The 12,683-nt window shown below is 55.1% G+C and carries 9 protein-coding genes; 4 read left to right on the forward strand and 5 right to left on the reverse strand.

Annotated features, from left to right (window positions below):
* Positions 1 to 53 precede the first annotated feature (53 nt).
* Positions 54 to 3,182 carry a collagenase gene (locus DQX05_RS14575; RefSeq protein ID WP_119794299.1) on the reverse strand — a complete coding sequence of 1,043 codons (3,129 nt, stop codon included), beginning with the start codon at positions 3,180 to 3,182 and terminating at the stop codon, positions 54 to 56.
* A gap of 580 nt (positions 3,183 to 3,762) precedes the next feature.
* On the opposite strand from DQX05_RS14575, the gene DQX05_RS14580 reads away from it, so the two are divergent.
* Positions 3,763 to 4,092: a DUF3973 domain-containing protein gene (locus DQX05_RS14580; protein WP_259392001.1), complete on the forward strand. Its 330-nt coding sequence runs from the start codon at positions 3,763 to 3,765 to the stop codon at positions 4,090 to 4,092.
* Positions 4,093 to 4,478: 386 nt separating this feature from the next.
* Here the strand turns inward: DQX05_RS14580 and DQX05_RS30805 are convergent, their stop codons facing one another.
* Complete coding sequence (locus tag DQX05_RS30805; RefSeq protein ID WP_182914754.1) at positions 4,479 to 4,889, reverse strand: hypothetical protein; 411 nt, start codon at positions 4,887 to 4,889, stop codon at positions 4,479 to 4,481.
* A 238-nt stretch (positions 4,890 to 5,127) separates the two neighbouring features.
* Here DQX05_RS30805 and DQX05_RS14590 point away from each other — a divergent pair, with 238 nt between their 5' ends.
* Genes DQX05_RS14590 through DQX05_RS14600 form a run of 3 tightly spaced genes read left to right on the forward strand, consistent with a single transcriptional unit; the run spans position 5,128 to position 8,392 of the window.
* Complete coding sequence (locus DQX05_RS14590; protein ID WP_119794301.1) at positions 5,128 to 6,102, forward strand: sugar phosphate nucleotidyltransferase; 975 nt, start codon at positions 5,128 to 5,130, stop codon at positions 6,100 to 6,102.
* Entirely contained in the window at positions 6,099 to 7,400 is a 1,302-nt protein-coding gene (locus tag DQX05_RS14595; protein WP_119794302.1) for a UDP-glucose dehydrogenase family protein, read from the forward strand. Before DQX05_RS14590 ends, DQX05_RS14595 begins: the two co-directional genes overlap by 4 nt.
* A 44-nt stretch (positions 7,401 to 7,444) precedes the next feature.
* Positions 7,445 to 8,392 (forward strand): NAD-dependent epimerase/dehydratase family protein, encoded by a 948-nt coding sequence (locus DQX05_RS14600; RefSeq protein WP_119794303.1) that lies wholly within the window; start codon positions 7,445 to 7,447, stop codon positions 8,390 to 8,392.
* A 38-nt stretch (positions 8,393 to 8,430) separates the two neighbouring features.
* Here the strand turns inward: DQX05_RS14600 and DQX05_RS14605 are convergent, their stop codons facing one another.
* From DQX05_RS14605 to DQX05_RS14615, 3 genes are read right to left on the reverse strand one after another with little or no spacing between them, the layout of a single operon-like run.
* Complete coding sequence (locus tag DQX05_RS14605; RefSeq protein ID WP_119794304.1) at positions 8,431 to 9,573, reverse strand: glycosyltransferase family 4 protein; 1,143 nt, start codon at positions 9,571 to 9,573, stop codon at positions 8,431 to 8,433.
* Positions 9,574 to 9,593: 20 nt separating this feature from the next.
* Positions 9,594 to 11,336 (reverse strand): CotS family spore coat protein, encoded by a 1,743-nt coding sequence (locus tag DQX05_RS14610; protein WP_119794305.1) that lies wholly within the window; start codon positions 11,334 to 11,336, stop codon positions 9,594 to 9,596.
* 28 nt (positions 11,337 to 11,364) lie between these two features.
* Complete coding sequence (locus DQX05_RS14615; protein WP_119794306.1) at positions 11,365 to 12,657, reverse strand: glycosyltransferase; 1,293 nt, start codon at positions 12,655 to 12,657, stop codon at positions 11,365 to 11,367.
* Positions 12,658 to 12,683: the final 26 nt, after the last annotated feature.

The following is a 12,683-nucleotide window of genomic DNA, read 5'->3' on the forward strand; positions in this document are numbered from 1 at the left end:
CACGCTTTTTTAACGTCATTCTTCCACCCCGTTAAGGCGGGGCGGCAGCTCAATTAATGCTGAACCTGAAGCGTATAATGAATATCCTCATCGGTAAATTTGTACACATACAGATGGTACCGCCCGGCTTCTGCCGCGAATCCGCCGCTCATTCGGTTGCCTTCCACCTCGGACGGGTACAGGAGCGGACGATCGGTATCGCCTTCCCGGCACAGGATCCAATTCACGTCGGATCCAAGCCGCCGCTCCAACTCAATCTGAAGCTCAGCCGGCTGGTCCACGTCAATGATGAACACATCCTGCTTATCACTGCCATTGAGGGTCCCAATGACAGGCCGGCCTGCTGGAATCGGGCCATTGGCCGTCTCCTGCGTATCGTTCGGCTCGATCTCCTCGAACGGAGGAAGCTCCGGCTCCTGTTCTTGGCCTGTTCCCGGCTGGACGACCAAGCGATAGGACTGCTCTCCGTTCCCCACGAGATATACATACACATAATAGCTTCCCGGCACAGCATCTACGGAACCAGCTACGCTCTTGTCCTCCACTTGCGTCGGAAAGGCGGCATAGTTATTCAGGTCGGACTCGTGGTGGACGACCCAGGCGACACTTTGCGCCTGTTCCGTCTCCAATTCGATCATCCATTGTTCCGCCTTCGCGGCATCGAATCGATAAACATCAACCCGATCCGTGTCGCTCAGCTTGCCGGATACCGGAACGCCCGTCCCATCCAACGGAACGGCCTGTTCCCAGGAATCGTTCGGTTCATGGTCCGCATTCGGTTGTCCACCGTCATGACCGCCGTCCTCGGCTCCCTCGTTGCCTTCATTCCCGGTGCCTCCATCCGGCAATTGTACGCCGTTGTCGTCCGGGTTCTCGCCAGCATCCCCGTCTGCGGGAAGCTTGCCATGGAACACGACATCATAGACGAATCGTCCTTCATGGTCCACGCGGTAATTGGTAAAGTATGCGGTGACGGTCTTATATCCGTTCCATGGCTGTTCCGACAAAGCTTGCAAGAAGCCGTCCGTCATGCTGTTCATCGTGTGCCAATCTTGCTCTTTTCCTTCAGCTGTTCCGCCGATGTAAGTGCCGCGAAGCTCGAAGGAACGGAAGAAGCGGGATTCCCGTTCATTCGTGTTCGTATCCTGCAATCCGGCTACAGCCGCTATTTCACTGTAAATATCGCCCACCGGCTTCGGTTCCAGCGTCAGCAAATAATCGTCAGACACAAGCGGAACTGTCAAGCTGTCATAGCGGGCGACCTGCTCCCCTATGGAGTGTCGGTAGGAATCATTCGTATGCGCATCTCCGCTCATCGCCGCAAGCTGTCCTTCATAAGCGGTCGCGTCATTGAAGCGGATGGCATGATGAATGCGATCCAGTGACATAAAATCTTGATGGTACAAGTAATCGTACAATGCAAAGGAATAATCATAAAATTTCCATGCCCCGTACTGCGAATTCACCGTATCCGCCACGGAGAAGCGATCCCCCGGACCGTCATTACGCAGATTACCGACGACCGACTTGCGGGGCTGAATTCCTTCCGTCCGCGTCGCTCCGGCGAAGAACTCGGCGCCGCCTTCATCAAACCACTGCATGAGTCCGGTCTTATACAGCGGACCCTGGCCCCACATGCCCGGCACCTCATACCGGCCTTGAAGATAATGGGTAAATTCATGGCGGAACAGCTCTTCCAGGCTATAAATGCTCTGATCAATCGTCCGATCATACGTAAAAAACGTGCCGTCGGGTTCAATGTATATGCCGCCATTCTCGGTATCGTACCCGTATAAATACTTGTTCATCCGGTATTCATCCGGATTGTTGTAAATGACGACCGTCAGCACATCATCCGGATTTCCCGCCTCCAGCGGCTGGTCGCTGCCGATGACACGGTGGAATTGGGCTTGAACCTCCTTGGCAGCCCAATATAAGCGCTGAAGCTGCTCCTCGCTCAATTGGCTCCCCGTCTGGAATACGAACCGGCCGTCATCGAACTCGGTCCGCTGCGGCAAATATTGTGCCTTCCCGCGCTGCTTCAAGACGTCCATATCGACCGGGCGGCCGTAAGCATCCATCCCTGCATAATGCTGGGATATCTGATCGGCAGCTACGAAATAGAGCTCGCCAAGCGCCGGCACACCCTGCATGACATCTGTCAGCACCCGGTTCGCCTGCTGCGGCTCGCTATAATAACGACCGAGCGCGCCCGCATAGTAAATGGCGTTGTTCGTCAGCCACAGCTTGTCTTCCGAGGTAGGGCCATGCTGCGCCATGCGGAACAATTGATCCATATAACCGTCGATCGTTCCCTTGAACGCAGCTTCCCGATCCGGTTCATCCATGCGCCACATGAGCACATAACCGACACCCTTCAGCACCTCGTGGAATGCACTGGAGGCCTCGTAGTCATCGGACAAGGCGTCCACACGATCGACGAAGCTTCGAACGAGGCCCGCCAATCGGTTCACGATGTCCGGATCGACAGTGGAATTGGAGATCATTCTGCCCGTCGCTCCGATAACCTTGTTCTGCACGTCGGTGCCCCAAGCAAAGGCAGGGTTCTCCATGATCGCCTTGATAGCAGGCAGCATCTTTTCCCGGTATGCCGGCTCATTAAGCTGGGACAACCCCTTGTTGTAATACCCGAGGTAATAACCGGAACGGAGCACCTCCACTAGCGTCAAAATGCCTTGCTCATCCTCAGGAGTGAAACGCGCTCCGCTTTCCTGCAGGCGGTCCACAATCGCTTGGACACGATTCTCGTCCGCGTAAAAACGCCGGGTATCGTCATTGTATTTGAACAGCTCGGGAATCTTCCGCCATTCTATGCTGACGAGCAGATCCGTAAGCTCCTCATACGAGAGCGAATTCAGTTCCGCCATGCTGTACTGGCTGTCCGTACGCGTCTCGCTCTTCAGTGACCGAGGCTGCGGCTCCGAGATGCCGGCATCGGCAGACTCTGCCGCCGCGCTTGGCAGGTCCACTTCCGCGCCCAACGGCGCAGCGACTGGCGCAAGCTCCTCCATCGCCAGTGCGTTGGCGACTCTCGTCTCCGTCGCTCCCTCCATCGGGAGCGTCCCCTTCGATTGGGCTGCGGCGAAGCCCGCCGGACTTCCTGCAGCGATGGCCGCCGCCAGCAAAATCGAAGTCCATTTCAACCATGCTTGTTGTCTCATTTCGTGCAACATTCCCCTCATGCATGTTCGTTCATGTTCTCCAGATATGAACGACAATGCTAAATATCGGCAGCATGATTAAGAATTGACATGGAGCCAAATTCCTGTTTTTCTTGGGGAGTAGTGCTATCGACTCTCTTAAATGTTCCCGAAAGCGGGATGAAAAGGAAGGCAAGGAAAGGTTTTCTTGCGGATGAGAGCTGATCGCCAGATCTCCTTCTCCGACCGTTATCCCTTGATTTGCAGGTGCATCCGAAGTACCCGAAGGCAATCGGGTGACGACAAAAACGAATTGTCGAATATTGTCATTTTAAGATTTTGAACCTGGCAGCATGCAAGCTGAAATCGTTACTTTAAAATGAGCTCCGTATATGTGCTCTGTCTGCAAATGTCATGTGACCGCATACGTTGTGTTGAGCAAACTTCAACAGAGTCGCTTCAATTGAACGTTTTGTTGATTTATTTGCAATGGGCAGGGGTAAATATGCACACTTTCTCAACGTTTGCTGTAATATATAGCAACACTTGAAATAGTCGCAAGCCCGGGACGGAGACGTTAAAGCGGCGCGGCAGCGCAACGATGGACGGCGCGGTGCCCGTATCTTGGCAGCAACGGAACACTCAGAGTAACTATGGAGATAAGGAGGTAGTGGCTGTGTTTTATTGCATCGTATGTTCCCAGCTACACGAAGAATGTGGTGCTGAAGATTGGGTATTTGAACACGCGATTTATATCGAGCCGATGCTCGGCGAGAAAATTCAACTGGGGATGTGCAATAAGAAGGTCGGCAGAGGCAGCAGCCAATATAAATATTCGCGGCGCATGATAAAGGATGACACAGCGGGTTGGAAAAGAGTCAACAGCGAATTTCCTGTATACGAGCATATCGACCGGTTCCAGCTGTGGTGAACCGAAGCTGCTGTCGGCATCGGAATGGCATCCTATGACTGATGGGAGGGGAAAAAACCGAAGGATCGGGCGATCATCATTAACCGCCAAGGGGGATTCTTCTCGATCGGGCCAAGTACGAGGCGGGGGCCGTTACGGAGCTTGACGGTCTGCGCATCGCCTTTCTGCTCTGCGATGAGCTGGTGCTGCAAGGTCTGCCGGCCGGCGAGTCCATACGCCCGGATCTGACCGTGCACCGGATCGGTGCCGGCATGTTCAGTCAAGCGCAATTCGACGAATGGATGGACAGGGGAAGTATCGGTGGGTGGTTAGACACGAAAAAAGCCTTTCTGGAGCAGTCTCGCTTCAGAAAGGCTTTCTCCTGGGGGATCAATCCTAAGAAAGGATTAGTCGTCATCCTCGTCATCGTCATCATCGTCGTCATCGTCATCATCGTCGTCATCTGCATCATTGTCTTCCTCGTCGCCATCTTCGTCTTCGTTGTCTACATCCTTGTCTTCCTCGTCATCATCGCCGTCGTCTTCCTCTTCGTCTTCCTCACCGCTGTCTTTGACTTCCTCATCCTCGTCGTCCTCGTCCTCATCCTCATCATCCCAATCCAAGTCAACCTTGTCCCCGCCATCCAGCTCTACTTCAATATCCGTGACCTTGTCCCAATCGATGTCATTCAGGAAAGAGTCGAGGCTTCCGCCATCGGCGTCGAACTCAACGACTTCTCCACCCTTATACTCAACCTCAATACTATCGAACCCTTCCAGACTTTCGAGTAATTTTTTTACATCTTCAAGCTTGCTCATTGCGCTCAACCCTCTCCTTAGAATGAATGTGATAATTAACTTTCCCTCTATTCTATGTTACGCGGCAGACAAGGTATGGACGAATGAGAGAGGAGGAACGTGGAAAAAATGTTTGCCGGCCGCGGGGTCCCAGATGCACAAAAGTATATTTTCCCTATGAATGAACAGAAGCCCTACCTTGCTAGAATAGGAGCGCATAAGCTGGTGTATGCCTGTAACGAATAAAGGAGCGAGCGCCATGAAGGGATTAATCCTCTGTGCTGGCAAAGGATCCAGAGTTCGGCCATTCTCTTCGGATACTCCCAAATCGCTTCTGCCCGTAGCGAATAAACCGCTTCTATTTTATTGCATTGAGAAACTGGTGGAGTTGAACATTCAAGAGATTGGAATCGTTATCCAACGCGGCCACCAAGCGCTGTTCGAAGCGCGTCTAGGACATGGTGAGCAATGGGGAATCACAGTGACATATCTCTACCAGGATATCCCGCTAGGCATTGCAGATGCAGTCAAGCAAGCGGAAAGCTTTATCGCTTCGAACCGGTTCATGCTTCTTCTGGGCGATAACCTGATTGCTCAGTCTCTGTCCGGACTGTGTGACTTGGTAGAGCGCAAGGGCCATGATGCCGGGATGCTGCTGGGCAGTGTGGCGTATCCGCAGGACTATGGCATCGCCGAAGTGAAGGGAGATCTTGTCATCGGGCTCGAGGAGAAGCCCGAGCGGCCCAAGTCCAATCTGGCGTCCCTGGGGGCGTACGTCTTCACTCCCGCTCTCTTCCGCGCGATTCACTCCATATCTCCCTCTTCCCGGGGAGAATATGAGATTACCCATGCGATACAATGGCTCATCGATCACCATCATTCCATAGCGTATTCCATCACGGACGGAAATCATTCTGACGTAGGAACGACGGAGCGCTGGCTGGAGGCGAATCGCTGGGTATTGGATGGACTAGAGAGTTCAGGGCAACCGATTCGGGAATATGATTATCCGGGATGCCAGATTATCCCGCCGGTGTTATTGGATCCGAGCTGTGAATTAACCGATTGCACGATCGGCCCGTATGTCACGATCGGCCCGCGTGCCCGTCTTATCGATTGTCATGTGAAGAACAGTATTTTGCTGGAAGATGTGAACTTGGAGCACTCCGAACTGAACAGCGTGATCGCGAGCCGGCATTTCATCGCGACACCATCCGGAAGGTGGAATGAATGAACATCTTGGTTATAGGGCTCGGTTATGTCGGCGCAACGACGGCCTTGGCTTTTGCGGAGCTCGGCTGGACAGTATCGGGGATAGATACGGACAGGGCGAAGCTGGAGTCTATGCAGAACGGACAGCTTCCTTTTTATGAACCAGGATTGGACGGGCTGCTGCTGAAGCATGTTCAGGCGGGAAATGTACGTTTCTATACCAATGTGCAGCAAGCGATTCAAGATCATCAAATCTTGTTTTTATGCGTCGGGACCCCGTCAGAGAACGACGGGAGTGCGAATTTGAGTTATATTCAGCAGGCGGCGGAACAGATAGGCGAGTACATGCAAGAGTATAAAGTGATCGTCGTCAAAAGCACCGTGCCTGTCGGAACGAACCGCAAGGTAGCCGGTTGGATAGCGGGCAGCCAGCTCTCCGAGCAGCCTTTTGACGTCGTCTCGAACCCGGAATTTCTGAGAGAAGGGAGCGCGCTGAATGATGCGCTTCACCCCGACCGCATCATTATCGGCAGCGATTCGGATAAAGCCGCAGGCATCGTTCTTCAACTGTATCATACGATGTCTTGTCCTGTCCTTCAGACGGAACCGGCTACCGCAGAAATGATCAAGTATGCCTCGAATGCATTTCTTGCTGTCAAAATCTCCTTCATGAATGAGCTTGCCCGATTGTGTGACCAATGCGGCGTGCAAGTGTCCGACATCGCCGAAGGGATGGGACTCGATGCGCGCATTGGCCGTTCCTTCCTGCGGGCCGGCATAGGATATGGCGGCTCCTGCTTCCCGAAAGATGTCAAAGCGCTGCTGCATACGGCCGGTCAATACGGCGTGCGTCTAACGCTGCTGGAGAAGGTCGTTCAGATCAATCGTACCCAATACTTATACCTGATGACACGGCTGGGCCGGAAGCTGCAGACGCTGAACGGACGAAAAATAGCCGTGTTAGGCCTAGCGTTCAAGCCGGGAACCGACGATCTCCGAGAAGCCCCTTCATTGGCTGTCATCTCCTATCTGCTGAAGCATGGGGCCGAGGTGAAGGTGCATGATCCTGTCGCCCGCGTTCCCGACTCCGTCCGAACGGCGCGGCTGAGCCAATGTCTGGAGGCGGAGGAGGCGCTGCAAGGGGCCGACGCTGCCGTTATCTGCACCGAATGGCCCGCCTATTCGGCCTTGGAATGGGATAAGCTTCGGGACGAGATGAGAACGCCGTACCTGTTCGACGGAAGAAATATGCTGGATGCGGCGCAGATGGCGGCCTGGGGCTACGACTATCAAGGCGTGGGAGTCCAACCGCCAAAATAGGGATTTCCCCATGGTCGTCTCATAACATCGGAGGGGGACGTATTGTGAACATTTTAGTTACGGGAGCTGCGGGATTCATCGGCTCCCATCTCTGTGAAAGGCTGCTCCAGGACGAGCAGACGCATGTCATCGGCGTTGACGGGCTGATCGAATCATCGACTCCCCGCCGGAATCGGCAGCTGAATCTTCAGGCCCTACAGGGTCATCCACGCTTCACCTTCCATGAGATCGACCTGCTGAATGCGACGATGATGGAGCTGCTGGATGGTGTTGATGTGGTCTGCCATCTGGCGGGGATGCCCGGGGTTCGATCAAGCTGGGGCCCCGAATTCTCGGCTTATTCCGCACATAACATCGTGGCGACGCAGCGCTTGCTGGAAGGCTGCAAGCAGCGTCCGGTGCGCAAGTTTATTTATGCGTCGACCTCTTCCGTCTATGGCGAGCAGAGCGGGCGAGTCGACGAGAGCGCCAAGACGGAGCCGTTATCCCCCTATGGCGTTAGCAAATTAACGGGAGAGCAGCTGTGCCGCGTCTATTTGCACAATGACGGCATTCCGGTCACGGTGCTTCGCTTCTTTACCGTATATGGGCCGAGACAGCGGCCGGATATGGCTTTTCATCGCTTCATCCGCCAAATGCTGCATGGAGATCCGATTACGCTGTATGGCGACGGAAGCCAGACCCGCGATTTCACGTATGTATCGGATTGTGTGGAAGGGGTTGCCGCCGCGGTCTATGCGGATGGAGTTCGCGGCGAGATATTGAACATTGGCGGCAGGGAGCGGGCATCCGTGAAGACCTGCATCATGCTGCTGGAGGAACTGCTTCAACAGAAGGCCGCTATTCAGTATGCGGGAGACACGTACGGGGAACCCCGCCATACTTGGGCCGACATCGCGAAGGCGGAGTCTCTGCTGGGCTATCATCCGCGCGTTAGTCTCCAAGCGGGATTGGCGGCGGAGATAGAGGCGCTCCGGCAACTATATCCATAAATACAGGCGCCGAGCTTCCTTCGGCGCCTGTCTGTTCGTTATTGACCGTTCCATACCTCCAGTATCTCTTGTGCAACGCGCGGCCAGATGAACCGTTGTTCGGCAATCCGCCGGCCCCGCAGCCCCATCTGCCGGCTGGCATCTATATTGGAGAGGAGATGGTTCAGCTTCTCGGCGTATTCGAGCGGGTTTTCCGGATCGGTAATGAGCATGCCGTTGTCATTCAGCAATACTTCAGGATTGCCGCCGCGGGCCGTCGTCAAGAATGGAAGCCCGGCAGCCATCGCTTCGTAATGAACTCTCGCCAGCGGCTCATCCCAGATCGAGGTGCACACGAATACGTCGGCCGCGCAGAACCAGCGGTGGATGTCGCCGGCCTGAACATATCCGGTCGTAATGACGGGAAGAGGAGAGCGGGCGGCCAAGGCGCGGACATATGCGATATAATCGCTCACCTTATTGTCGCTGTACCAAGCACCGCCCACGACGACCAGAGCGGCATCCGAATGCTTGAGATGGGACATGGCCCTGACGAGCACATGCGGCCCTTTGTTGCGCGACAGCCTGCCGACGAACAGGATGACTTTCTTCGATTCCAGCTGGTTCTGGGAGCGCAGGCTGTTCCGCTCGTTGCGAGCGTAGTCGGATTCCACCCACGGCGCGAAGAGAGACAGGTCTACGCCGGAGTATATCGTGCGCAGCTTCGGAGCGGCATGCGGTTGGTATCTGCATATTTCCTGTCCGATATAATTGCTGATCGTAATGATCCGCTCCGTCTGTTCGACGATGGCGCTGCCTTCCTCTGGATGAAGCTTGGCCGGGTGGAACATGTCATTGTGCATGCTTAGAATAATCCGGGAAGCGGGCGCTGCGCTGCGAACCGGAAGAACGAGGCGCGGACGGTTGAAAATATGAATGATATCGTAATGCTCCCCTTGCTGGGAGAGGAAGCCGATAACTCCTTCCGCATACAATTCGAACTTGCCGTCCGACGGAACGCGGACATACCGTATTCCGTCTACGACTTCGGCATCCGGCAGTTCAGGATCTGCCCTTCCAAGAATGGTCAGACGGTGATGCTGGCTCAGTTGCGGAGCTACTCCGCCAATATAAGTTTGGATAGCCCCGCCTCTAATATTAGGGACAGGGAGTTTTTCCGTACAGATCATTAATACATTCATGCTGTATGCTTCCTCCTGTCTTAGGCAGTCTGGCCGAAACGGGACTTCTTGCGATAATGGCGAGCGATCCGATGCCGGCGCGCTAACCGGACCGCCTTCATACGGCGGATACGCGCAGCGCTGAACCGCCGCCTGCGGCGAAGCCAGCCCCTTCTCCGGGACAGGCGCTTCCTGCCGGCGGAAGCGCGAAGACGGCGCCCCGTTCTTCTCCGGCGACGGGGCGTTCCGGTCTCCCGCGGCCAAATCGGGGCCGGAGCCGTGTCAGGCTTAGCTGCGGGTTCAGGGGGAGCAGGATGAGCAGCAGATTCCGCTGCAGCAGGTGCCACTGCAACAGGCTCCGCGGCCACATGTTCCACTGCAAATTGTTCCGCCGCAGCAGGTACCGATGAAGGATGTACAGGTTCAGCAGGTGCCGGTTCGGCTGGCACTGCCACAGGGATGGAAGGCTCGCCTGCGACGGCTTCCTGTGTCTCCGCCTGTGTCTCTGCATGCGCCTCCGCCGCATCAGTCCCGCCGGCCGTATCCGCTGGAGAAGGCTCCGGATGCGGGAAGGCGGGAACCTCGATGACCGGCAGTTTCTCTCCATTCAAGACGGAATACGGGAGCTCCATGCGCCACGAAGCCGCCGGAGCCGGCGTGCTATAGTCGCCAGGCGCATACTGTTCCGCATCGGCGGCCAGTTCCGCCAAGGCTTGCCACTTCGTACTCTCGGTCGCAAGCACCCGCTGCAATATCGGCTCCAGTTCCATGGAGAGGAAGGTCACCGGATCGAACACGACTTCCTTGACATGCTTGTAGAATTCATTCGGGAAAGCCATATCCAAGCAAAGGAGCTCGAACATCTCCCGATCCATCGGATTCGCCTCGTGGTAGGCGCCGATCATTCCCCGAATCCAGGCCATATCCCATATGCCCATATCGTCCATCGTGCTTGTGATCAGCTTCCGCAGGTCACGGAACGGGAAGTCATAGGCGACGCCGTCCAAATCAATGACCCAGATGCCGCCGGGTCCCATTTGACCGTTCGACCATCCATAGTCTTGGTGAACGAGACCCCAATGCGGCTCTCCCATTGCCGTCATGCTGACATATTTGGAGGCATGCAGCCGTTCCAGCGCTTCCCGCGCTTGTCTCTCGAATTCATCGACGACGCCGCGCAATTGCTGGCTCGCAGGGAATTCATCGTAGGCGTTGGCAATATCGCGGAACCACCCGATCTTGGCAATAATTTTTTCATAGTATTTCGGCCATGTGTACAATCGGGAGGATTTGCCTGCCCGTGCGGGAGGAACATACCCTTTGGACAGACGGTGGAATTCGCCAAGTCCATAACAAAGTGTAGCGGCGCCTTCCAGATCGATTTTGGATACAGGCTGCATCTGTTCGATCCAGTCCGTTACAATCCAGAGCTTGCCCCCGGCTTCCACGTAATTCTCATTCCCCGTCGTTGGAATCAGGGCAGGCACGCGCGCGCCTTGCTCGACCAGATACTGCTGTGCGCCGATGCTGAACAGACTGCGGGAAGGAACGCGGTGCAGCACCTTGAGACTTCGGGGACCCTTGTCGGTATCGATTCTCCAGATGGCCCCCCCTTTGTCCGGCTTCGATGTAATCAGCACCATGCTGCTGACCTGCATGTCATATTGGCTCATGACAAGACGCGCTACTTCCTCCACTTCAGGGGGCACATATTGTTCCAGTATCGTTCCGGGCGGAACGGTATGAATCAGATGTTCCCAGGGACCAATTTGATATTGTTCCAACGGCTTTCCCTCCATCATCGTTAGTAAGTCATATCACAGGCAGAACCAGCTGGCGGTAAATATCCAGCATCCGGCTTGCAGCTTGAGAGACATGGAATCGCTCCGTTACGAAGGACCTTCCGGACTGCACCAGCTCGCTTAGCTCTTCGCATCCCATCTGCCGAATCTGCTGAATATGAGCCATCAGCAGTTCTCTCGATACGGGCTGCTCTGAATGGTGATCTCCGAACCAGCAATCCCACGCCTGATCATATTTGCTGGCGTCGATGACACCGAGGAACCCTCTGCTTCCGGCGGATATAAGAGGGCGTAGGCAGGCCATAGCCTCCAGCCCGATACGGCCGGTTCCGATTACACAATCACTGATGGCGTAGCAAGCTCTCATATTCAATACTTCTCCCGGAAAAATGATAAACGGTTCTCCGGCCAACTGCCGCTCTTCCTCCGCGAGCTCCGCTACCTTTTCCTGGTCTCGACCTCCCCCTACAATCATGAGAATTAACGGGGAGCTCCCCGATCTGCGCAGTGCTGCCACCGTACGAATCGATTCCTCGCATATATCCGCCTTCTCCCAGGACAGACGTCCGGCATATAATACGACAAAGGCATGATTCGGTATCCCGAACCTCCTGCGCAAGTATTGCCGGTACATTGGATTGTAGGCGTTGTACTCGGCCACATCGACTCCATTGGGGATGGTCTGCGACTCAATGCCATGAAGGCGCAGCATGCGTTGCACCACAGGGCTGACGCTGATGAAGGTCGTGCCGGACTGGATCCTCTCCATGACAAGGCCATCGTAATAGCAACCATGAACGGTAAAGACAAAAGGGACGTTCATGTGCTCGGCCGCCTTCCTTGCCAGTTCGCCAGAAGGAATCTGGTGGGCATGCACAACGTGGATTCGTTCGGCATGGATAACCATTTTCAGCACGTTCAAATGCTCGATCAGGTTCGCCGCGTCAGGCTCGAAATTATCCTGTACGAAATCAATCTCATAGTACGGACATCCGAGACCGACAAAGGAATCCAATAGCTTCCCTCTCTTGCCGGCAACAGCCACGAACGCACCCTGACGGATGAGCTCTCTTGTCAACGACAGCGTATACGTCTCTGTTCCTCCGACATTGAACTGATCGATGACCATCAAGATGCGCAGCGGCCATGATGTAGGGGAAGGGACGAGAGAGATATCGGCAGGTACTGGATGAAGGGCAGCAGGGCTGGCCATTCCTGTCCGTTTGCGGGTTCGCTTCATCGAGGAATGTGCACGTCTTCCCGTTTTCTTCTTGACGGTCAGCGCCCGTTTGCTTTTCTGCATCGATTCACGCCCTTTATAGAGGGGTT

Origin of the sequence: Paenibacillus thiaminolyticus, assembly GCF_003591545.1 — a bacterium.
Classification (GTDB): Bacteria; Bacillota; Bacilli; order Paenibacillales; family Paenibacillaceae; genus Paenibacillus_B; species Paenibacillus_B thiaminolyticus_A.